The organism is Sanguibacter suarezii NBRC 16159 (genome assembly GCF_001552735.1).
In the GTDB taxonomy this organism is placed as follows: domain Bacteria; phylum Actinomycetota; class Actinomycetes; order Actinomycetales; family Cellulomonadaceae; genus Sanguibacter; species Sanguibacter suarezii.
In genome coordinates, this window is sequence record NZ_BCRT01000020.1 from 75,376 (window position 1) to 97,879 (window position 22,504).

At 70.1% G+C, this 22,504-nt stretch carries 21 protein-coding genes; 1 reads left to right on the forward strand and 20 read right to left on the reverse strand.

The features are described from left to right. The first annotated feature begins 15 nt into the window (after window positions 1–15). A complete protein-coding gene (locus SS2_RS13280) occupies window positions 16–2,979 on the forward strand; it encodes a glycoside hydrolase family 3 C-terminal domain-containing protein (protein ID WP_066464937.1) in 2,964 nt (987 codons plus the stop codon). Window positions 2,980–2,998: 19 nt separating this feature from the next. Here SS2_RS13280 and nucS read toward each other — a convergent pair whose 3' ends face one another. The 20 genes from nucS to SS2_RS13380 all read right to left on the reverse strand — a co-directional run bounded on the left by nucS (window position 2,999) and on the right by SS2_RS13380 (window position 22,345). After that, window positions 2,999–3,694 (reverse strand): endonuclease NucS, encoded by a 696-nt coding sequence (nucS, locus tag SS2_RS13285; RefSeq protein ID WP_066464939.1) that lies wholly within the window; start codon window positions 3,692–3,694, stop codon window positions 2,999–3,001. Between the two features lie 60 nt (window positions 3,695–3,754). Further along, window positions 3,755–4,180, reverse strand: a complete 426-nt coding sequence (locus SS2_RS13290) for a DUF2550 domain-containing protein (protein ID WP_066464940.1) — start codon at window positions 4,178–4,180, stop codon at window positions 3,755–3,757. Window positions 4,181–4,204: 24 nt separating this feature from the next. Further along, entirely contained in the window at window positions 4,205–4,489 is a 285-nt protein-coding gene (locus SS2_RS13295) for a F0F1 ATP synthase subunit epsilon (protein ID WP_066464941.1), read from the reverse strand. 47 nt (window positions 4,490–4,536) lie between these two features. Beyond that, entirely contained in the window at window positions 4,537–6,024 is a 1,488-nt protein-coding gene (atpD, locus tag SS2_RS13300; protein ID WP_066464942.1) for a F0F1 ATP synthase subunit beta, read from the reverse strand. A gap of 102 nt (window positions 6,025–6,126) precedes the next feature. Continuing rightward, on the reverse strand, window positions 6,127–7,023 hold the full coding sequence (locus SS2_RS13305; RefSeq protein WP_066464943.1) for a F0F1 ATP synthase subunit gamma: 897 nt from the start codon (window positions 7,021–7,023) through the stop codon (window positions 6,127–6,129). A gap of 3 nt (window positions 7,024–7,026) precedes the next feature. After that, a complete protein-coding gene (gene atpA, locus SS2_RS13310) occupies window positions 7,027–8,661 on the reverse strand; it encodes a F0F1 ATP synthase subunit alpha (RefSeq protein ID WP_066464944.1) in 1,635 nt (544 codons plus the stop codon). Window positions 8,662–8,748: 87 nt separating this feature from the next. After that, window positions 8,749–9,564, reverse strand: a complete 816-nt coding sequence (locus tag SS2_RS13315; protein WP_066464945.1) for a F0F1 ATP synthase subunit delta — start codon at window positions 9,562–9,564, stop codon at window positions 8,749–8,751. Then, entirely contained in the window at window positions 9,564–10,148 is a 585-nt protein-coding gene (locus tag SS2_RS13320; RefSeq protein ID WP_066464946.1) for a F0F1 ATP synthase subunit B, read from the reverse strand. Before SS2_RS13320 ends, SS2_RS13315 begins: the two co-directional genes overlap by 1 nt. Beyond that, window positions 10,148–10,378 carry an ATP synthase F0 subunit C gene (locus SS2_RS13325; protein ID WP_066464947.1) on the reverse strand — a complete coding sequence of 77 codons (231 nt, stop codon included), beginning with the start codon at window positions 10,376–10,378 and terminating at the stop codon, window positions 10,148–10,150. Before SS2_RS13325 ends, SS2_RS13320 begins: the two co-directional genes overlap by 1 nt. A 109-nt stretch (window positions 10,379–10,487) precedes the next feature. After that, complete coding sequence (gene atpB / locus SS2_RS13330) at window positions 10,488–11,300, reverse strand: F0F1 ATP synthase subunit A (protein WP_066465005.1); 813 nt, start codon at window positions 11,298–11,300, stop codon at window positions 10,488–10,490. 197 nt (window positions 11,301–11,497) lie between these two features. Continuing rightward, complete coding sequence (locus SS2_RS13335) at window positions 11,498–11,989, reverse strand: Cg1360 family ATP-synthase-associated protein (protein WP_066464953.1); 492 nt, start codon at window positions 11,987–11,989, stop codon at window positions 11,498–11,500. Beyond that, the gene (locus tag SS2_RS13340; protein WP_066464955.1) at window positions 11,986–13,128 is read right to left on the reverse strand and encodes a glycosyltransferase family 4 protein; all 1,143 of its coding nucleotides are present in this window, start codon (window positions 13,126–13,128) and stop codon (window positions 11,986–11,988) included. Before SS2_RS13340 ends, SS2_RS13335 begins: the two co-directional genes overlap by 4 nt. After that, window positions 13,125–13,916 (reverse strand): L-threonylcarbamoyladenylate synthase, encoded by a 792-nt coding sequence (locus SS2_RS13345; protein ID WP_066464956.1) that lies wholly within the window; start codon window positions 13,914–13,916, stop codon window positions 13,125–13,127. Before SS2_RS13345 ends, SS2_RS13340 begins: the two co-directional genes overlap by 4 nt. Then, window positions 13,913–14,875 (reverse strand): peptide chain release factor N(5)-glutamine methyltransferase, encoded by a 963-nt coding sequence (prmC, locus tag SS2_RS13350; RefSeq protein WP_439646315.1) that lies wholly within the window; start codon window positions 14,873–14,875, stop codon window positions 13,913–13,915. Before prmC ends, SS2_RS13345 begins: the two co-directional genes overlap by 4 nt. A gap of 2 nt (window positions 14,876–14,877) precedes the next feature. Continuing rightward, entirely contained in the window at window positions 14,878–15,963 is a 1,086-nt protein-coding gene (gene prfA / locus SS2_RS13355) for a peptide chain release factor 1 (RefSeq protein ID WP_066464957.1), read from the reverse strand. 135 nt (window positions 15,964–16,098) lie between these two features. Next, a complete protein-coding gene (gene rpmE, locus SS2_RS13360) occupies window positions 16,099–16,305 on the reverse strand; it encodes a 50S ribosomal protein L31 (RefSeq protein ID WP_066464958.1) in 207 nt (68 codons plus the stop codon). 186 nt (window positions 16,306–16,491) lie between these two features. After that, window positions 16,492–18,636 carry a transcription termination factor Rho gene (rho, locus tag SS2_RS13365; protein WP_066464959.1) on the reverse strand — a complete coding sequence of 715 codons (2,145 nt, stop codon included), beginning with the start codon at window positions 18,634–18,636 and terminating at the stop codon, window positions 16,492–16,494. A 388-nt stretch (window positions 18,637–19,024) separates the two neighbouring features. Continuing rightward, the gene (gene thrB / locus SS2_RS13370; RefSeq protein ID WP_066464960.1) at window positions 19,025–19,948 is read right to left on the reverse strand and encodes a homoserine kinase; all 924 of its coding nucleotides are present in this window, start codon (window positions 19,946–19,948) and stop codon (window positions 19,025–19,027) included. 10 nt (window positions 19,949–19,958) lie between these two features. Then, a complete protein-coding gene (gene thrC, locus SS2_RS13375) occupies window positions 19,959–21,029 on the reverse strand; it encodes a threonine synthase (RefSeq protein WP_066464961.1) in 1,071 nt (356 codons plus the stop codon). Next, window positions 21,029–22,345 (reverse strand): homoserine dehydrogenase, encoded by a 1,317-nt coding sequence (locus tag SS2_RS13380; protein ID WP_066464962.1) that lies wholly within the window; start codon window positions 22,343–22,345, stop codon window positions 21,029–21,031. Before SS2_RS13380 ends, thrC begins: the two co-directional genes overlap by 1 nt. Window positions 22,346–22,504 lie beyond the last annotated feature (159 nt).

Here is a 22,504-nt window from a genome sequence, read left to right on the forward strand (position 1 = left end):
CGAAGGACACATATCGTGGGACTCCAGGCAGACACCGTCGTCCAGCCGCAGACAGGACAGAGCACCTTCGCCCACCGGGCGCGTGCACTCGTCGCCCAGCTGAGCCTCGCTGAGAAGCTCGCCCTCGTGCACCAGGTGAGCCCCGGCGTGGAGCGCCTGGGCATCAAGGCATTCCGCACCGGCACCGAGGCCCTGCACGGGGTCTCCTGGCTGGGGACCGCCACCGTCTTCCCGCAGCCGGTGGGCCTGGCCGCGACCTGGGACACCGACCTCGTCCAGCGGGTCGGCGACGCCGTGGCCACCGAGGTCCGGGCCAAGCACGCCGATGACCCGACCGTGAGCCTCAACGTCTGGGCGCCGGTCGTCAACCCGTTGCGCAACCCCCTGTGGGGACGCAACGAGGAGGGCTTCTCCGAGGACCCGTGCCTGACCGCCCAGATCGCCACCGCCTACGCCCGCGGCCTGCGCGGGGAGCACCCGGTCTTCTGGAAGACGGTGCCCACCCTCAAGCACTACCTCGCCTACAACAACGAGATCGACCGGTCGGTGACGTCCTCGCAGATGCGCCCCCGGGTGCTGCACGAGTACGAGCTGCCCGCCTACCGCGGTCCCGTCCAGGCCGGGGTGATCGGAGCGGTCATGCCCTCCTACAACCTCGTCAACGGTCGCCCCAACCACGTGGCCCACGAGCTGCTCGAGGAGCTGCGCAGCTGGACCGAGCAGTCCCTGCTCGTCGTCTCCGACGCCGCCGCACCGACCAACCTCGTGGAGTCCGAGCGCTACTTCTCCACGCACGCCGCCTCCCACGCCGCCTCGCTGCGCGCCGGCGTCGACTCCTTCACCGACAACGACGCCGACGCCGAGCCCACCACGCAGCGCCTGACCGCCGCCCTCGAGGCTGGTCTGATCGTCGAGGCAGACCTCGACCGCGCCGTGGTCCGGCTGCTCGAGCTGCGCCTGCGCACCGGGGAGTTCGACGTGGAGACCGACCCCTACGCCCACATCGGCGCGGACGCCGTCGACCTGCCCGGCCACCGTGCCCTCGCCCGTGAGGCGACCGCACGCGGGGTCGTCGTCCTCGCCAACGACGGGCTGCTGCCGCTGGCTGGGGACCACGACGGCGCACCGGCCCGGATCGCGGTCGTCGGTCCGCTCGCGAACCGGGTCCTGCACGACTGGTACTCCGGGACTCCCCCGTACCTGACCGGGCTGGGGCAGGCGCTCACCGACCGCCTGCCCGGATCCCTGGTCGAGATCGTCGACGGCGCCGACCGGGTGGGCCTGTGGTCCCGGAGCACCGGGCACTACGTCGCGGTCTCCGAGGGCAGCGCGGTCCCCGGCTCCGACGCCGGCCTGAGCGGCTCCTCGACCGGTGAGCACGCCTCCCCCGACGCGCCCACCGTCCTGCTGGCATCCTCCCCAGACTGCTCCGAGGCCGCGCAGCTCGACGTGACCGACTGGGGCGAGGGAGTGCTGACCCTGCGCTCGGTGGCCACCGGCCAGCTCGTGAGCGGAGCGTCGTGGATCCTCAGCGCCGACGCGAGCCGCGTCGGCGGGTGGGTGGCCCAGGAGACCTTCCGCCTGCACCGCCACGACGACGCGAGCTGGTCGCTCAAGCACATCGCCTCCTGCCGGTGGCTGCGCGTGCAGTCCGAGTCCGGGATGGTCGTCGCCGAGGCGACCTCGGTGGCCGCGGCCGAACGCTTCGAGGTGCGCACCCTCGTCTCCGGGGTGGCCGAGGTGGCCCGAGCCGCCGCAGCCGCAGACGTCGTCGTCGTGGCGGTCGGCAACGACCCGCACATCAACGGTCGCGAGACCGAGGACCGGCCCGGCCTCGACCTGCCCGCCGGCGCCCAGGCGGTGTGGCGGGCCGCCCACGAGGCCAACGACCGGTCGGTGCTCGCCATCATCTCGAGCTACCCCTACACCCTGGGCGCCATCGCCGACCAGGCCAGCGCTGTCCTCTGGAGCTGCCACGCCGGTCAGGAGCTCGGTCCCGGGCTCACCGAAGTCCTCGTCGGAGACGTCGAGCCCACCGGACGGCTCGCCCAGACCTGGGTCGCCGACCAGGCGCACGCCGGGGACGTGCTCGACTACGACATCGTCGCCGCGCGCTCGACCTACTGGTACAGCCCGCACGCACCGCTCTACGCCTTCGGTCACGGGCTCACCTACTCGACCGTGGACTACTCCGGCCTGACCCTCTCGACCAGCGTGGTCGACGCCGCAGAGCTGCTCACCGAGGCCGGGCGAGCCGGGTCCCCGGCCAACCCGGTCACCACCGTCACCGCCACCGTCACGGTGACGAACTCAGGCGAACGCGCGGCCCACGAGCTCGTCCAGGTCTACACCGCGGCCCTCCACCTCGCCGGCACCCCGCTGCGGCGCCTGGCCGGTCATGCCCGGGTCACGCTCGCCCCCGGCCAGAGCGCCCAGGTGAGCATCGACGTCGACCCGCAGACCCTGGCCACGTGGGACGTCCGAGCGAACCGGCTCCGGGTGGCCCCCGGCGACTACCGGGTCAGCGCGGGCCCGTCCAGCGCGGACCTTCCCCAGCACGCCGTCCTGGAGGTGACCGGCCGCGTCACCGAGCCCTTCGTGGCCCTGGGCGCGTCGCTGCGGGCGGCGGACTTTGACCGGGCCGAGCACACGGTGATCGCCGAGGAGACCCAGCTCTACGGGGACGCGATCCAGGTCGCGCCGGGATGCCACACCGGGTGGATCGAGCTTGCCGACCTCGACTTCACCGGCGTCCAGGAGATCGTGCTGCGCACAGCCCGGCTCCGGCCCGGTGTGGCGACCGTGGGGCTGGAATGCAGCGACGGCGCCCGCGCCGCGCGGCTCGAGGTCTGCTCCGGTGGTGGGCGCTACGACTGGCACGACACGGTGGTGCCGCTCCTGGTCGGCAGCTGGGGACCGGGACCTCTGCGGATCCGGCTGACCGGGGCGGCCCGGCTGTCCACCCTGACCTTCCGCTAGGACCGGCGGTCGTGGGCGCCTAGAACAGGCGGGCGTCCACGTTGTCGACCCCGCGCATGGCGTCGTAGTCGAGCACGAGGCAGGTGATGCCCCGGTCGGTCGCCAGCACCCGGGCCTGAGGCTTGATCTCCTGGGCCGCGTACACCCCGCGGACCGGGGCGAGCAGCGGGTCGCGGTTGAGCAGCTCGAGGTAACGGGTCAGCTGCTCGACGCCGTCGATGTCACCGCGACGCTTGATCTCGATGGCCACCGTTGCCCCCGTGCTGTCCCGGGCGAGGATGTCCACCGGGCCGATCGCCGTGGGGTACTCCCGGCGCACCAGGGTGTGCCCGGCGCCGACGAGCTCGATCTGGTCCGCGAGCATCGCCTGCAGGTGGGCCTCGACGCCCTCCTTGATGAGCCCGGGGTCGATCCCCAGGGAGTGCGAGGAGTCGTGGATGATCTCGTGCAGCTCGATCTCCAGGCGGTCGTCGCTCTTGGCGTGCTGGACCGCCCACACCTCGCTGACCCCACGAGCAACCGCCTCGGCGTCGGGGGCGGTGACCGCCATCGAGCAGGGCGGGCTCATCCAGTTCAGCGGCTTGTAGGACCCGCCGTCGGAGTGCAGCAGCACGCTGCCGTCCGCCTTGACCACGAGCAACCGGGTCGCGAGAGGGAGGTGGGCTGCGAGCCGACCCGTGTAGTGGGCCGAGCACCGGGCAACAACAAGACGCACAGACAGCTCCTCGAGAAGACTTCGTTCATCGGCGCCGCTGGGCGACGTCGGGGGCCTCCATCACACCACGAGATGACGGGTGCTCGGTGGCGCGGACTCCAGCCAGGAGGCCAGGCCCGAGTAGGCGTCCGGGGACATCGTCAGGTCGAAGCTCTCCTGGTCGTGCCGGCACTGCACCAGGTAGAGGTCGGGGCGACCGGCGTGGTCGAGCGGCACGCGCCCGGTCACGGTGAACAGGTCGCGGCTCCACTCGTACCGTGGGCGGACCGACAAGGACCGGGACTGCCACCACACCATCCGGTCGGCCTGGTAGACCCCGAAGCCGGAGCGCCAGGGTCCACCGGTCGCCGAGTCCGTCGTGAATCGCAGACGGGACTCGAAAGAGCCCACACGGTGGGCCAACGTGCGAAGTCGTGAGAATCCCAGGCCGACCAGCAGCACGACTGCGAACAGCAGCCCTACCGGTAGCCAGACCAGGATTCCCACGACTTCGTCAGTACCGCTCGCCGGTCAGCGCGCCGAGGGCGCGATCGCGACGTCGAGCTCGGCCGAGTCGACGACGAGGGTGACCGCGTCGTTGTCGACCGAGATGAACCCACCCGAGACGGCAACGGTCACGTCAGACCCGCTGGTCGCGTGGATCGTGACGCGTCCCTTGCGCAGGACCGCCAGCAGCGGCGCGTGACCGGGCAAGATCCCGACGTCGCCGTCGGCGGCCGGCGCACTGACCAGCCTCGCGCTGCCCGACCAGACCTTTCGGTCGGCCGCGACGAGGTCAACTTCAATCTGTGCCACGTGCTACTCCTGTGATCGTTGAGGTGGAGCCAGGGGGACGGACAGCGTCAGACGCCGTACTCCTTCTGGATCCGTGCCCAGTTGCGCTCGAGGTCTTCGAGGCCACCGATGTTGAAGAAGGCCTGCTCAGACATGTGGTCGAAGTCGCCGTCCGCGATCATCGAGAAGGCCTCGATGGTCTCGGCCACGGGCACCGTGGAGCCCGGGACAGACGTGAACTGCTCGGCCATGTACGTGTTCTGCGAGAGGAACTGCTGGATGCGGCGGGCGCGCGAGACGACCGTCTTGTCCTCTTCGGAGAGCTCGTCGACGCCGAGGATCGCGATGATGTCCTGCAGCTCCTTGTTGCGCTGGAGGATCTGCTTGACGCGCGTGGCGGTGTCGTAGTGCTTCTGGCCCACGTAGCGCGGGTCGAGGATGCGCGAGGACGACGCGAGCGGGTCCACGGCCGGGTACAGACCACGTGAGGCGATCTCACGGGACAGCTCGGTCGTGGCGTCCAGGTGGGCGAAGGTCGTCGCCGGAGCCGGGTCGGTGTAGTCGTCAGCGGGGACGTAGATCGCCTGCAGCGAGGTGATCGAGTGTCCACGCGTGGACGTGATGCGCTCCTGGAGGAGACCCATCTCGTCAGCGAGGTTCGGCTGGTAGCCGACCGCCGAGGGCATGCGGCCCAGGAGCGTGGAGACCTCGGAACCGGCCTGGGTGAAGCGGAAGATGTTGTCGATGAACAACAGCACGTCCTGCTTCTGGACGTCGCGGAAGTACTCCGCCATCGTCAGGGCCGACAGGGCGACGCGAAGACGCGTGCCTGGCGGCTCGTCCATCTGGCCGAAGACCAACGCGGTCTGCTTGATGACGCCCGAGTCGGTCATCTCCTCGATGAGGTCGTTGCCCTCACGGGTACGCTCGCCGACACCAGCGAAGACGGACACACCGTTGTGGTTGTTGGCCACACGGTAGATCATCTCCTGGATGAGGACGGTCTTACCCACACCAGCACCACCGAAGAGACCGATCTTTCCACCCTGGACGTACGGGGTGAGCAGGTCGATGACCTTGATGCCGGTCTCGAACATGGTGGTCTTGGACTCGAGCTGGTCGAAGGCCGGGGGCTTGCGGTGGATCGGCCAGCGCTCGGTGATCTCGATCTGCTCGCCGGGCTTGGCGTTGAGGATCTTGCCGGTCACGTCGAAGACGTGACCCTTGGTGACGTCACCGACCGGGACGCTGATCGGGGCACCGGTGTCGGTGACGACAGCGCCACGGACCAGACCGTCGGTCGGCTTCAGGGCGATCGCGCGGATGAGGGAGTCACCCAGGTGCTGAGCGACCTCGAGGGTCAGCACGAAGGTGCCGTCACCCTCTCCCTCGCCCTGGGCGGAGAGGTCGATCTCCACCGTGAGCGCGTTGTACATCTCGGGGATGGCATCGGCCGGGAACTCGATGTCGACGACGGGACCGATGACGCGGGCCACACGGCCCACGCCGGGTCCGGCCTGGGAGCCGGCCGTGGCTTCGACGGACGTGGCGGTCATTACTGGCCTCGCTTCGCTGGGCCGGAGGGAGCTCCGGCAGGGACTGTGCTGAGTGATGGTGCTGTGACGATGGCGCTGCTGCTCTCAGTCATCATGCGCCGATCAGGAGGCCGCAAGCGCGTCAGCGCCCGAGACGATCTCGCTGATCTCCTGGGTGATCTCGCCCTGACGTGCCTGGTTGGCCAGGCGCGTGTACATGCGGATGAGGTCCTCGGCGTTCTCGGTGGCCGTGTGCATCGCCCGCTGACGCGAGGCGAGCTCAGAGGCCGCCGCCTGAAGCAAGCAGCTGAAGATGCGGCTGCGCACGTACCGCGGGAGCAGAGCGTCGAGCACCGCGTCGGGTGAGGGCTCGAAGTCGTAGAGCGGCAGGACCTCGACCTCGTCGGCGGGGACGACCCCGTCGACGATCTCGAGGGGGAGCATCCGGATCACCCGGGGACGCTGGGTCACCATGTTCACGAACTGCGTGTACACGATGTGCAGCTCGCCCACGCCGACGGAGTCGTCGTCGTGGAGGAAGGCTGCCAGCAGGGTGTCGGCGATCTCCTCGGCCTCGACGGCGTCGGGCGAGTCCGAGCTGCCGGTCCATGATCCGGCGATCTCACGACCGCGGAACTGGTAGTAGGCGAGCGCCCGACGTCCGCTGACGTAGAGAGCCACCTCCTTGCCCTGCTCCGTGAGCCGCGTGATGAGACCCTCCGCCTCGCGGATGGCGCTGGCCGCGTAGGCCCCCGCCATGCCTCGGTCGGAGGCGACGACGAGGACGGCGACCCGGTTGCGCCCCGTGCGCTCGGACGTCAGCGGGTGCTTGACGTCCGAGTGCAGGGACACCGCCGAGACGGCGCGGGTGATGGCGTTGGCGTACGGCAGAGCCGCTGTGACACGGGCGCGGGCCTTGCCGATGCGAGACGCTGCGATGAGTTCCTGAGCACGGAACATCTTCTTCAGCGACTGCGTCGACTTGATCCGCTCCTTGTAGACGCGCTGGTTACCTGCCACAGGTCAGGCCTTCTTCTGACGGACGATCTGCTCCTGCTCGACAGGCGCTGCGTCGTCGACCGGTGCTTCGGCGTCTCCGACGAGCGGAGAACCGTCGCCCTTGAGGAAGCCGTTGCGGAACTCTTCGACGCCGGCCTCGAGAGCCGCCTCGGTCGCGTCCTCGAGCTTGCCGCTCGTGGCGATCGTGGTGAGCACGTCGGAGTTGCGGCGCAGGTGGTCGATGAGCTCGGTCTCGAAGCGGCGCACGTCCTCGAGGGGCACGTCGTCGAGCTTGCCCTTGGTGCCGGCCCAGATCGAGGCGACCTGGTCCTCGACCGGGTACGGGCTGTACTGAGCCTGCTTGAGCAGCTCGAGCAGACGCGCACCACGGTTGAGCTGGGCACGGGAGGCCGCGTCCAGGTCAGAGGCGAACATCGCGAAGGCCTCGAGGGAGCGGAACTGGGCCAGGTCGAGCTTCAACGTGCCCGAGACCTTCTTCATGGCCTTGATCTGCGCCGAACCACCGACACGGGAGACCGAGATACCCACGTCGACCGCGGGACGCTGGTCAGCGTTGAAGAGGTCGGACTGGAGGAAGATCTGACCGTCGGTGATGGAGATGACGTTGGTCGGGATGTACGCCGACACGTCGTTCGCCTTCGTCTCGATGATCGGCAGACCGGTCATCGAGCCCGCACCGAGCTCGTCGGAGAGCTTGGCACAACGCTCGAGCAGACGGGAGTGCAGGTAGAAGACGTCACCAGGGTAAGCCTCGCGGCCCGGCGGGCGACGCAGCAGCAGCGAGACGCTGCGGTAGGCCTCGGCCTGCTTGGACAGGTCGTCGAAGATGATCAGGACGTGCTTGCCCTCGTACATCCAGTGCTGACCGATGGCCGAGCCAGTGTAGGGAGCGATGTACTTGAAGCCGGCCGGGTCGGAGGCCGGGGCCGCGACGATGGTCGTGTACTCCAGCGCGCCAGCCTCTTCGAGAGCGCCACGCACGCCGGCGATGGTCGAGCCCTTCTGGCCGATCGCGACGTAGATGCAGCGGACCTGCTTCGTGGGGTCGCCGGTCTCCCAGTTCGCCTTCTGGTTGATGATCGTGTCGATCGCGATCGCCGTCTTGCCGGTCTGGCGGTCACCGATGATGAGCTGACGCTGTCCGCGCCCGATCGGGATCATCGCGTCGATCGCCTTGAGGCCGGTCTGCAGCGGCTCGTGCACGGACTTGCGGTCCATGACGCCCGGCGCCTGCAGCTCGAGAGCGCGGCGTCCGGTGGTGACGATCTCGCCGAGACCGTCGATCGGGGCGCCCAGCGGGTCGACGACGCGACCGAGGTAGGCGTCACCGATGCCGACGGAGAGGACCTCGCCCGTGCGGCGCACGAGCTGGCCCTCTTCGATGCCGGTGAACTCACCGAGGACGACGACACCGATGAGGCGCACGTCGAGGTTCAGCGCGAGGCCCAGCGTGCCATCTTCGAATCGCAACAGCTCGTTGGCCATTGCGCCCGGAAGACCTTCCACCTGAGCGATACCGTCACCGGCCAGGACAACCCGGCCAACCTCTTCGGTGACGACGGTCTCAGGCGTGTAGGACTTCACGAAGCTGTCCAGCGCGGCCCGAATCTCCTCGGGCCGGATCGTCAGCTCAGCCATTGCTTGTCTCCTGTCGTGGCCGCATGTGCGGTCGAACTTTCATGTCTGTGGAACCGGACGGATCCGGCGGTGCGAAGCGGGAGGGGCTCAACCTGCGAGCCGCCGCCGTGCATCTGCCAGGCGGCTCAGCACCGTGGAGTCGACCACGTCCGAGCCGATCTGGATGCGCAGACCGCCGACAACCTCCGGGTTGACGGTCAGGTCGATCTGGACTGCCGAGCCGTAGGCCGACTCCAGCAGGCCCGCGAGGCGGTCCAGCTGTGCCTGGCTGAGCTCGGTGCCCGAGGTCACCGAGGCCACGATGCGGTGTCGCCGCGCTGCAGCGATCTCACCGACCCGCACGAGTGCGGGAACGAAACGCTCCCCCCGCGGGATGCCGGTCGCCCGGCGGCAGATCGCGATGGTCACCGGGTCCACCTTGCCGACGAGGATGTCGTCGACGAGTGCGATCCGGCGTGCCGGGTCCGTCGAGGAGTCGGAGAGGGCCTGACGGACCTCACGCTGCCCCACGAGACCACGGGTGATCTGGAAAAGCTCGGACTCGACGGTCTCCAACGCGCCGCGTGCCTGAGCCGATGCCAGGTAGGCATCGATGCCCAGGACGTCGGCGGCGTCGGCAAGGTCCTTCTCGGAGGACCATCGCGAACGGGCCAGACCTTCGACGATCTCGACGGTGCGAGGGTCGAAGCTCGGGGACAGGAGGGCTCGTGCGAGCTCAGCCTTGTCCTGGGCCGGACGTGACGGGTCCGCAAGAGACCGGCGCAGCGCCGTCGAGGCGTCGAGAGCGTCGACCACGGCGAACAGCTGGTCGCCGATGGTGTGGGCCTGCTCCCCGGCAGCTGCCAGGACCGGCTCGAGCCGGTCCTGGGCCGCGTGGAGAGACGCCAGGCTGGTCCCTCGCATCACTTCCCCTTTTGTGCGGTCGTCAGTGCCGAAGCCTCGAGCTCATCGAGGAAACGGTCGACGACGCGTGACTGGCGCGCGGCGTCCTCGAGGGACTCCCCGACGATCTTGGAGGCGAGCTCGGTCGCGAGCGCGCCGACGTCGCCCCGCAGCGAGACCGCTGCGGCCTGACGCTCGGCCTCGATCTGACGCTGAGCCGTCTCGAAGATGCGAGCGGACTCCTCGGTGGCCTTGGAGCGGGCCTCGGCGACGATCGCGGCGCCCTCGGCACGCGCGTCCTCACGGATCCGCGCAGCCTCGGTACGAGCCTCGGTCAGCTGAGCCTTGTACTCGGCCAGCAGTGCGTCAGCCTCGGCCTGCATCGTCGCGGCCTTGCTCAGCCCGCCCTCGATCTTTGCCGTGCGCTCGTCGAGGATCTCGGTGAACTTGGGCAGGACGAGCTTGTAGAACATCCAGGCGACCGGGATCAGGACGACCGCGGACCAGATGATGTCGTACGCGGCGGGCAGGAACAGGTCGATGCCCTTGACCTCTTCGCTCCCCGACGCAGCCAGGATGGCCCCGGCGGCATTGAGGGCGCTCATCAGAACAGGAAGCCTGCGACGATGCCCAGGAGAGCCAGGAGCTCGACGAAGGCGACACCGATGAACATGGTGGTACGGAGCTGACCGGCGACCTCAGGCTGGCGAGCCATGCCCTCGACGGTCTTGCCGATGAGGATACCCAGACCGATACCCGGGCCGAGCGTTGCGAGACCGTAACCGACCGTGGCGATGTTACCGGTGAGCTCGGCGAGAGTGGTGGTGGTGTCCACTGGGGTGTTCCTTCCGTTGGGCGCCCCGTCGGGGCGTCATGTTGGACGTGCTACGCGGGGAAAGTTTCGGGTTGTGCTGCGGTGGTGCTGGTGGAGCGGACGCCTCGCGTCAGTGCTCTTCCTCGATCGCCATCGAGATGTAGACGGCGGCGAGCAGCGTGAACACGTATGCCTGCAGCGCGGCGACGAGCAGCTCGAAGAGCGTGAAACCGAGGCCGGCAGCGAGGGAGACAACACCCATCGCCTTGAGCGCACCGGTCGCCTCGACGAAGAAGAAGTTCGTCGCCGAGAAGCAGAGGACCAGAAGGAGGTGACCGGCGATCATGTTCGCGGTGAGACGCAGTGCGAGCGTCACCGGGCGGAACACGAAGACCTGGAGGATCTCGATCGGGGTGATGAGGATGTAGAGGAACCAGGGCACGCCCGGCGGGAAGAGGCTGTTCTTGAGGTAGCCCCCGACGCCGAACTTCTTCACGCCTGAGGCGAGGTAGACGACGTACACCCAGAGCGCGAGCAGCATCGGCAGCCCGAAGAGCGAGGTGCCCGCGATGTTGAGGAGCGGGATGATGCCCGTGATGTTGAAGGCGAGGATCGCGAAGAAGATCGTGGTGAGCATCGCCAGGTACTTGCGCGAGTTGTGCCCCAAGATCTCGTCGGCGATCTGGACCCGGACGAAGTCCAGGGCCATCTCGGCAACGTTCTGAGCACGCCCGGGGACCAGCTTGGCCCGGCGGGCGGCGAGCACGAACAGCACGATGAGCACGACGGCCGCGATGACTCGCACCAGCATGATGCGGTTGAACTCGAAGATCGTGCCGTTGAAGAAGATTGCCGTCGGGAAGAACTCGGAGATTGACGGGGGATGGAATCCACCGTCCTCACCGGAGGCGGCGAGCTGCGTAATCGTCGCTAAGGTGGACAGAGGAAGCTCCCGGTCGTCGTGGTCTGTGTGGCGCGGGCAACTTCGCGTGTGCGCACAAGGCAAACCTGTCCGTCATGGATCGTTAGAATCTTAACCCACCGCCAGTGGTGCTGGTGACGGCATCTCACGGAGAAATTCCCGCCCGAACAGCCGCGTTCCGGGCCATCCAGCGGTGGCTCTGCGGCCGTCCCGCAGGGTCAGCGAGGGGCGTCCTGAGCGCCCTCACCGGTGGTGATGTAGGGCTCGCGGCCACGGATGACCGAACGCATGTCCAGCGCCGCCGAGCCGATGACACCGACCAGGACGATCACCGCGAAGACCATGCGGTGGTAGAAGTCCATCTGCCCCAGGACGGCCAGCACGATGATGAGCACGGCCATCTTGGCGATCCACCCACCGAGCAGCACTGCCATGGTGGTGTTGGGACCCTTGTCCGCGGTGTAGAGCATCGAGGCGATGGTCGTGCCGGAGAAGATGAGCGTGACCCCCACGCCGAGCAGCGCCCCCCACACTCCCGCCGAGCCGGCCACCAGCGCGCCGACCCCGATGCCGACGACGGTGAGCACGACGAGCATGATCAGGGTGGCGCGCAGCGCGGAGGCAAAGATCTCCTTGGTCACGTGCGGCGGCACGACCGGGATCTGCGCGGTCTGGGGTGCGTCGGGGGCGGGTGAGTCGTGGGCGCTCATGGAGCCTTTCCTTGGGTGGTCGGTCCTGCAGGGTGGATCGCGTCGGTACGCGCGGCGCGCCCGCGCAGCGGGCCGAGGGTGAGGGCGATCGAGACGACGACGGCGATCGCGAGGCCGGTGACCACCGTGCGCCACGGCGCCACGACGAGGGCGGCCGCGCCGAAGGAGAACACCGCGCTCCACAGGTACATGATGATCACCGCACGCGGGTGGGAGTGGCCCAGCTGGAGCAGGCGGTGGTGCAGGTGCATGCGGTCAGGGTGGAACGGGGACTTGCCGGCCAGCAGTCGGCGCACCACCGCCAGGCCCATGTCCAGCAGCGGCAGCAGCAGCACCGCCATCGGCAGCAGGATCGGCAGGAACGCGGGGATCGACTGGCCGCCGGAGGCCTGGGAGGGGTCGATCTGCCCGGTGACCACGATCGCCGCTGCGGCGAAGGTCAACCCGATGAGCATCGACCCGGAGTCCCCCATGAAGATCTTCGAGGGGTGGAAGTTGTGCGGCAAGAACCCCAGGCACGCCCCCACCAGCGCCGAGACGATCACGGTGGCGAGGTTGGAGTAGTCGGTCGGGCTCGCGGACTGGGTGAGCAGGTAGGTGTAGACGAAGAAGCCGGTGCCTCCGATCGCGACCATGCCCGCGGCGAGACCGTCGAGCCCGTCGACGAAGTTCACCGCGTTCATCGCCACGACCACCACGAGCACGGTGGCGATGAGCGAGAGCCGGCTGGAGCCGATGGTCAGCCCGCCGATGGGGATGGTGATGAGCTGGACCCCCTGCCACGCCATGAACCCCGCTGCCAGGACCTGCCCGACGAGCTTGGTCATCCAGTCGAGGTCCCAGATGTCGTCGGCCACCCCGAGCAGGCAGACCATCGCTCCCCCGCCCAGGATCACCCACGCGGTGTCCGAGGCCTCGAAGACTCCTTCGAGGAAGGGCATCTGGGCGGCGAAGAGCAGCGCCGCGGCGAGCCCCGCGAGCATCGCCACCCCGCCGAGGCGGGGGGTGGGGATGGTGTGCACGTCACGCGCACGGACCGCGGTCACCGCGCCTGTGCGGATGGCCAGCCATCGGGCGAAGGGCGTGAGCAGGAACGTCACCGCCGCCGCGACGAGCATGACCAGGAGATAGACCCTCACCCGGGAGTGTCCCCGCGCTCTGGCGACGTCGCGGTGGACGGCTCGGACGACGGGTCAGCGGGCTGGTCCCCCGCGACGGTCTCGGGCTCTGCCTCGCCCGGGCTATCGGCGGGCACAGCCTCGGCGGGCACCGGCTCGACGGGCACCTCCTCGACGGGGGCGACGGCGTTGAGCTCGGCGAGGGAGATGGCCCCGGCGCGCACCACGCGCAGCACGGGACCGGTCGCGTCGACGATGGTGGAGGCCACGCCCCCGGGTGCGTCGCCGGCGTCGAGGTAGACCCGGACCGAGGCGCCGAGCTGGTCGTAGGCGTCCTGGGCGGTCACCGCGGCGGGCGACCCGGTGCGGTTCGCGCTGGAGACGGCCATCGGACCGGTGCGGGCGAGCAGCGCCAGGGCGGTGGGGTGGTCGGGCATGCGCAGCGCGACGGTCCCGAAGGTCTCCCCCAGGTCCCAGGCCAGCGACGGCTGAGCGGTGAGGATGAGGGTGAGAGCGCCGGGCCAGAAGTGGGTGGCGAGGGCGCGGGCGGCGTCGGGCACGTCGGTGGCCAGGCCGTCCAGGGTGGCGAGGGACCCCACGAGCACGGGGGGTGGCATCTGGCGGCCGCGGCCCTTGGCCGCGAGCAGCGCTGCGACCGCGTCGGGGTCGAAGGCGTCGGCTCCGATGCCGTAGACGGTGTCGGTCGGCAGCACCACGAGGCCGCCGCGCTGGACGACGTGCACAGCCTCGTCGATGGCGGGACCCCACTGGGACGGGTCGTGGGCAGGACGGATCGCGGACGTACTCACGAGGATGAGTCTTCCACGATCGGCGACCCGTTTCGACGAGCCACGACCATGCGGGGGCGTCCGGTGAGGTCAGACCGGGTCTCGGCGGGGTCGAAGAGGCCGGTGGCGTCGACCATGGCGCGGGCTGCGGCGTCCTGCACCTCGGCGTGCTCCATGACGTAGAGCCCGCCCGCCACGAGCAGCCGGGCTGCGGCGCGGGTGACCCCGCGGGGCACCTCGAGGCCGTCCGGACCCAGCCCGTAGAGCGCGACGGCGGGGTCGTGCCGGGCGACCTCGACGTCCTTGGGCACCGCGTCCGGCGGCACGTACGGCGGGTTCGAGACGACGACGTCGCAGGTGCCGTCGAGGTCGGTGAAGGAGCGGCGGGCGTCGCCGCGCACGAGGGTGACGCGGGCACCGGTGGCGTCGGGGTGCGCCGCGACGTTGTGCTCGGCCCAGGTGTGGGCGTCCGCGTCGAGCTCGACGGCGTGCACCTGGGCACCGGCGACCTCGGTGTGCACGGCCAGGGCGATGGCCCCGGAGCCGGTGCACAGGTCCACCACGACGGCCTTCCCGCGCTCGGCCGCGACGCGGTGCGCCTCGTCGATCGCGACCTGGGCCACGACCTCGGTCTCAGGGCGCGGGACGAAGACGCCCGGTCCCACGGCGAGCTCGAGGTGACGGAAGGGGGCGGAGCCGGTGAGGTGCTGCAGCGGCTCGCGAGCGGCGCGGCGGGCCACCAGCGCGCGGAAGCGCGCCTGCGGGGCGCCCTCCCCCACCGGCGAGCCCGCGGCTGGGGAGCCCAGCACGTCACGCCCGAGCAGCAGCGCGTGGGTCAGCTCTGACCGGCTCACCCCGCACACGTGGGCGAGCAGCAGCTCGGCGTCCACCCGCGGGGAGTCGACGCCGGCGGAGGCGAGCTCGGCGCTCGCCCACCGCAGCAGCTGCCGGGCATCGACAGGTCCGTGCACGTCCGTCACGATCAGCTGCCGGCAGCGGCCAGCCGAGCGGCCTCGTCGGCCTCGATCGCGGACCGGACCACGGGCTCGAGGTCGCCGTCGAGCACCTGGTCGAGGTTGTAGGCCTTGTACCCGGTGCGGTGGTCGGCGATGCGGTTCTCGGGGTAGTTGTAGGTGCGGATGCGCTCAGAGCGGTCGACCGTGCGCACCTGCGAGCGGCGGATGTCGTTGGCTGCGGCGGCCTCTTCCTCCTGGCGGGCTGCCAGCAGCCGGGCCCGCAGCACGCGCATGGCCTGCTCGCGGTTCTGCAGCTGCGACTTCTCGTTCTGCATCGACACCACGATGCCGGTGGGCACGTGGGTGATGCGGACCGCGGAGTCGGTCGTGTTGACGGACTGCCCGCCCGGCCCGGAGGACCGGTAGACGTCGATGCGCAGGTCGTTCTGGTCGATCTCGAGCTCGCCGGCGTCCTCGACCTCGGGGAAGACGAGCACCCCGGCGGCAGAGGTGTGGATGCGGCCCTGAGACTCGGTCACCGGCACGCGCTGGACGCGGTGCACGCCACCCTCGTACTTGAGGTTGGCCCATGCCCCGTCCTCCGGCGCCACGGTGCCCTTGGCCTTGATCGCGACCTGGACGTCCTTGTACCCGCCCAGGTCGGACTCGGTCGCACCGATGACCTCGGTCTTCCAGCCGCGTCGCTCGGCGTAGCGCAGGTACATCCGCAGCAGGTCTCCGGCGAAGAGCGCGGACTCTTCCCCGCCCTCCCCCGCCTTGATCTCGAGGATGACGTCGCGCCCGTCGTCGGGGTCACGCGGGATGAGCACCCGGCGCAGCTTCTCCGCGGCGGCCGTGGCGGCCTCGTTCAGGGCGGGCAGCTCCTGGGCGAAGGAGGCGTCCTCGGCGGCGAGCTCGGCGGCGGCGGCGGCGTCCTCGGTCGCGGCGTGCCACGCACGGTAGGCGGCGACGACCTGACCCAGCTCGGCGTAGCGCCGGCCCAGGGTGCGGGCGCGCGCGGCGTCGGCGTGCACGGACGGCTCGGAGAGCTGCTGCTCGATCTCCGCGTGCTCAGCCAGGAGCGGCTCGGCCGCTGCAAAAGACTCGTTCATCGGGGTCGGTTCCTCGCTGGTGCTGCGTGGGTGGTGCGGTGGGTCGTCCGGGTAAGACAACAGCGCCGGCGGCACCCGCGTCGACTGCCCCTGGAGAGGTTGCCGACGCCGGGTGCCACCGGCGCTGTGGAGTCGCTACTTCTTGCCGTAACGAGCCTCGAACCGAGCCACGCGGCCACCGGTGTCGAGGATCTTCTGCTTGCCCGTGTAGAACGGGTGGCAGGCGCTGCAGACGTCGGACGAGATGACGCCCGAGGTCTGGGTGCTGCGCGTGACGAACGAGTTGCCGCAGGTGCAGGTGACCGTGGTCTCGACGTACTCGGGGTGAATTCCAGCCTTCACAGGTTTCTCCTTGAGATATACCCCTGGGTCGTAGACGCCAACCGTCCACGTGAACCAGAAGCCAACGGGTTATTGTCTCAGAACAACGGCCGGGAGAAAAATCTTCCCGGCCGTCGCTCGTCGGTGGGCACGGTGGTTCAGCAGTCGTGCTCAGTGGTGCTCAGTGGTGCTCAGTGGTGCTCAGGGTCAGATGGTGCGACCCGCGTGCTCGTCGGACGGCCCCGCAGGGGTCGTCTTCTGCACCTGCATGAGGAACTCGGCGTTGGACTTGGTGTCCTTGAGCTTGCCGAGCAGCAGCTCGATCGCCTGCTGCTGGTCGAGCGCACCCATGACGCGGCGCAGCTTGTAGATGACCCGCAGCTCGTCCTGGCCCATGAGGATCTCTTCGCGGCGCGTACCCGAGGCGTTGACGTCCACAGCCGGGAAGATCCGCTTGTCCGCGAGGGAGCGCGCCAGGCGCAGCTCCATGTTCCCGGTGCCCTTGAACTCCTCGAAGATGACCTCGTCCATCTTGGACCCGGTCTCCACCAGCGCGGAGGCGAGGATGGTGAGCGAGCCACCGTTCTCGATGTTGCGCGCCGCTCCGAAGAACCGCTTGGGCGGGTAGAGCGCCGAGGCGTCCACACCACCGGAGAGGATGCGCCCGGAGGCCGGAGCCGCCAGGTTGTAGGCCCGCGACAACCGGGTGAGGGAGTCGAGGAGCACCACGACGTCCTGGCCCAGCTCGACCAGGCGCTTGGCCCGCTCGATCGCCAGCTCGGCGACGATGGTGTGGTCGGAGGCGGGGCGGTCGAAGGTCGAGGCGATGACCTCGCCCTTGACCGTGCGCTCCATGTCGGTGACCTCTTCAGGCCGCTCGTCCACGAGCACGACCATGAGGTGGACCTCAGGGTTGTTCATCGTGATGGCGTTGGCGATCTGCTGCATGATGATCGTCTTGCCGGCCTTGGGCGGCGCGACGATCAGGCCACGCTGGCCCTTGCCGATCGGGGCGACGATGTCGATGACTCGCGGCGTCAGACGCGTCGGGTCACCGGTCTCCAGGCGCAGACGCTCCTGCGGGTACAGCGGCGTGAGCTTGGCGAAGTCGGGGCGCGTGCGCGCCTCCTCCGGAGGCATGCCGTTGACCGAGTCGAGACGGATGAGCGCGTTGTACTTCGACCGACCGGCGGTCGCCTGGCCGCTCGTGTCGCCCTCGCGGGGCTGACGCACCGCACCGGTGATGGCGTCTCCGCGCCGCAGGCCCGACTTCTTGACCTGGCTCAGGGAGACGTAGACGTCGTTCTGACCGGGCAGGTAGCCCGACGTCCGGACGAAGGCGTAGCTGTCGAGGATGTCGAGGATGCCGGCCACGGGGAGCAGCACGTCGTCCTCGCGGACCTCGATCTCCTCGAAGGCGAGGTCCGCAGCACCGCCACGGGTACGCCCGCGCTTGGTGTTGCGGTCACGGTCACGGTCGCGGAACCGGTCGCGTCCGCGACGGCGGCGGCCGCCGCCTTCCTCGTCCTCGAAGCCCGCGCTGCGGTCAGGGCCGTTGCCGCGGTCGTTCTGACGCTGACCGTCGGCCTGCTGACGCTGGCCGTCGCCCTGCTGGCGCTGCGGGTCGTTCTGGCCACCGCGCTGGCGTCCGCCCTGGGACTGGCCGCCCTGTCGCTGCTGGTCGTTCTGACGCTGACCGTCACGCTGCTGCCCGTCACGCTGGTCGCTCTGACGCTGACCGTCGCGCTGCTGGCCGTCTGCGCTCGTGCGACCTGCGTCGTCGGACGCCGCACGAGAGCTCTGGGTGGCGGGAGCGCCGTCGACCGGCGCGCCGGCTCCGCGGGCGGCGCGGCGCGAGCCACGCTCGCGGACCGGGCGGTCGGGAAGCGTCACGTCGACGACGGCGGCCGCTGCGCGAGCAGCGCGGTCGTCTGCGGTCTCCCCGGCAGCCAGGCGCACGTCAGCGCGGTCGGCACGGATCCGGTCGGCGCGCACAGGCACGTCGAGGGAGGCGACGGCCCGAGCGGCACGCGCCGCGGCGTCGTCCTCTCGGGACCTGGTCGGCTCGGCCGGCTCGGTCGTCCCAGCAACCGGGCGCGAGGACGCGGACTTCGTCGAGGTCGTCGGTGCAGAGGCAGGCTCGGAAGCCTTGGCGGGACGGCTCGCGCCGCCGCCCTGCGTCGCCTTGATGGCGTCGACAAGATCGCTCTTGCGCATCTTGGACGTGCCCTTCACGCCGAGCTGAGAGGCCAGGGCCTGCAGCTCAGGCAGTCGCAGCGCAGAGATCGCGCCGGTACGGGCAGAGCCACCAGCAGCGTTGCTGCTCGCGGTGGCGTCGATGGTTTCAGTCACGAAGGACCCTTCCCCTCGTTCACAGTCCGCGCGTCGAAGGCTGACGGACTGCGTGCGGTCGACGTCCGGCACTGAGGCGGCCGGTACGTAGTACGAACACACGTCACGCCGGGACGGCGCAACGAGAGATGACACGTGTTCGGATTGTTTCCCCTGTGGTGCCGACTGGATACCCACCACGACCGTCCGCGCAGATCTGGACTTCCGACGACCTCGAATGATCAACGAGAGATGATCTGCATCAACGGAGATGACCTGTGGAGCGAGACTCGGTGATTTCAGTGGCGCACTCGCCCGGCGACTGCCGGGAGCTGCGGGAAACTTTCCCCACTATAACACCCGACCAGGCTGTGCCTACCGCGCATTTGCACGTGTCTGAGCACACGCGTCACAGTCGTTCAGCGACCGCCCCGACGGAGTCGACGCCCGGCTGCAGCGCGCTCCAGCGCCGCGACCCACCGACAAGATCGTCGACCGCGGCGGCGACCCGCTCCCGGTCGGCGACCGGGTGCAGTGCGAGCACCGTGGGGCCTGCGCCCGAGACGGTCGCCGCGATGCCCTGCTCGCGCAGCCCGCGGACCAGCTCCCAGGTGCTCGCCATGACGCCGGAGCGGTACTCCTGGTGCAGCCTGTCCTCGGTCGCGTCGAAGAGCAGCGCCGGTTCCTGCGCCAGGGCGTGGACGAGCAGCGCGGACCGGCCGGCGTTGAAGGACGCGTCGGCGTGCGGCACCGTCGCCGGCAGCACCCCGCGTGCCGCGCGGGTGGCCAGCCGGGTGGTCGGCACCACGAGGGTGGGTTCGATGCCCGGGTGGATCTGCAGCCGCGCCGCCTGCGGACCGGCGCCAGCCCTGCTCCAGGCCACCGTCGCGCCGCCGTAGATCGCCGGTGCGGCGTTGTCCGGGTGGCCTTCGAGCTCGGTGGCCAGCGCGAGGATCGTCGCGTCGTCCAGGCCGGACGGGTCAGCCACGAGCTCCCGGGCGGCGAGCAGCCCAGCCACCACCGCAGCGGCGGAGGACCCCATCCCCCGCCCGTGCGGGATGCGGTTGGTGCATGTCAGGTGCAGGCCGGTGCGCGGGGCGCCGACGTGGTCGAGGGCGATCCGCAGGGCGCGCACCACGAGGTGCCGCTCGTCGTCGGGCACCTCGCCGGCGCCCTCGCCGGTCACGTCGACGCGGACCTCGGAGCTGCCGACGGCGCGGACCTCGAGGACGTCGTGGTACGCCAGGGCCAGCCCGAGCGCGTCGAAGCCTGGTCCCAGGTTCGCGCTCGTGGCAGGCACCCGGACGCGGACGTGATCTGCTCCCAGCTGCATGGCGGCCCGCTCAGACGAGCTCGAGCGCGGCGGCGATCGACATGACGTCGGCCGTGACGCGCTCGGGGACCACGTCGGAGCCGTCCGCGGTGCGCAGGGCCCACTGCGGGTCCTTGAGCCCGTGCCCGGTGACGGTCACCACGATGCGTGCCCCTGCCGGCACCAGACCGCGGCGCGCGCGGGACAGGATCCCGGCGACCCCGGCGGCTGAGGCCGGCTCGACGAAGACCCCGACCTCGGCGGACAGGATGCGGTGGGCGGTGAGGATCTCCTCGTCCGTGACCGACTCGATGACCCCGCCGGAGGTGTCGCGGGCCTCGACGGCCTGCTCCCAGGAGGCGGGGTTGCCGATGCGGATCGCGGTCGCGATGGTCTCGGGCTCGGTGATCGGGTGCCCGGCCACGATCGGCGCGGACCCGGCGGCCTGGAAGCCCCACATCTGCGGGCGGCGGGTGGCGATACCGGCCTCGGCGTACTCGGTGTAGCCCTTCCAGTACGCGGTGATGTTGCCGGCGTTGCCGACGGGGAGCGCGTGGATGTCGGGGGCGTCGCCCAGCACGTCCACGATCTCGAAGGATGCCGTCTTCTGACCCTGGATGCGGTCAGGGTTGACGGAGTTGACCAGCTCGACCGGGTAGGAGTCGGCGAGCTTGCGCGCAGCCACCAGGCAGTCGTCGAAGTTGCCGTCGACCTGCAGCAGCGTCGCGCCGTGGGCGATCGCCTGGCTGAGCTTGCCCATGGCGATCTTGCCGTCCGGCACGAGCACCGCGCAGCGCATCCCGGCCGCGACCGCGTAGGCGGCCGCCGAGGCGGAGGTGTTGCCGGTCGAGGCGCACACGACGACCTCGGCGCCCTTGTGCTTGGCGGCCGAGATCGCGGTGGTCATACCGCGGTCCTTGAAGGAACCGGTCGGGTTCATGCCCTCGACCTTGAGGAACACCTCAGCGCCGGTCAGCGCGGACAGCGCGGGGGCGGGCACCAACGGCGTGCCACCCTCACCGAGGGTGACGATGTGCGTCGTCAGGTGCTCGGGGAGCAGGTCGGCGTACTCGCGGATGATGCCTTGCCACACGTGAGCCATCAGGATCCTTCAACTCGGAGAACGGACATGACGTCCTGGACGGCGTCCAGGTCAGCGATCGCGGCCACGGTCTGGGCCAGTGCGGACTCGGCCGCGTGGTGGGTGGTGATGACGAGCAGGGCCGCCGTCGCAGCCTCGTCGGCCGCTCCGGTCCCGGCGCCGGGCAGCGCCACCTGGCGCACGGCCTCGATGGACACCCCGGCGGCGGAGACCACCTGGGCGACCTGGGCGAGCACACCGGGCCGGTCGGAGACGGCCAGACGCATCTGGTACCGGGTGGTGGACGTGGCCGGGTCGGCGATGGGCAGGCTCGCGTAGTGCGACTCCGCCGGACCCTTGCCGCCGAGCACGCGGTGGCGTGCGACGGACACGACGTCGCCCAGCACGGCCGAGGCGGTCGGCGCGCCGCCCGCCCCGCGTCCGTAGAACATGAGCTCACCGGCGGCCTCGGCCTCGATGAACACCGCGTTGAACGCCCCGCGCACCCCCGCCAGAGGGTGGTCCAGCGGCACCAGCGCGGGGTGCACCCGGGCGGAGACGCCGTCGTCGGTGGCCTCGCAGATGGCAAGCAGCTTGATGACGTGACCGGTCTGCTTTGCCCAGGCGACGTCGTCGGCGGTGACGGCGGTGATGCCCTCGCGGTAGACGTCGTCGAGGGTCACGCGGGTGTGGAAGGCGAGGGAGGCGAGGATCGCGGCCTTGGCCGCGGCGTCGAAGCCCTCGACGTCTGCGGTCGGGTCGGCCTCGGCGTAGCCGAGCTCCTGCGCCTGGCGCACTGCCTCGTCGAAGGCCAGCCCGTGGGTGGCCATCTGGTCGAGGACGTAGTTCGTCGTGCCGTTGACGATGCCGAGCACGCGCTGCACGCGGTCACCGGTGAGGGACTCGCGGATGGGGCGCACGATCGGGATCGCCCCGGCCACGGCGGCCTCGTAGTAGACGTCGACGCCGGCCTCGTCGGCCGCGCGGTACAGGGTGGGTCCGTCCTCGGCGAGCAGCGCCTTGTTCGCGGTGACCACGGAGGCCCCCGAGGCGATGGCGTGCAGCAGCAGCGTGCGCGCCGGCTCGATGCCACCCATGACCTCGATGACGATGTCCGCCTGCTCGACGAGAGACCGGGCGTCCTCGGTCAGCAGCGCCGGGTCGATGACCGCGTCACGCGGGGCGGAGGCGTCCCGCACTGCGATCCCGACGAGATCGAGGGGCGCGCCCACGCGGGAGGCGAGGTCACCGGCTTGCTCGATGAGCAACCGCGCGACCTGGGTCCCGACGACGCCACATCCGAGCAGTGCGACGCGGAGCGCCGATGGTGCGGGCACAGGAGGCCACCCTTCAGGTCATGGGAGATCACGCGGTGAGATCACCGCGCCCGGTCCTGCGGCACGTCCTAGGACGTGACATCCTCACGGTCGGGTGACGCCCACAGGATACGCGCTTACGCTCGGGTGGTGGTCCGCTCGTTCACGGCCCGGGCCGAC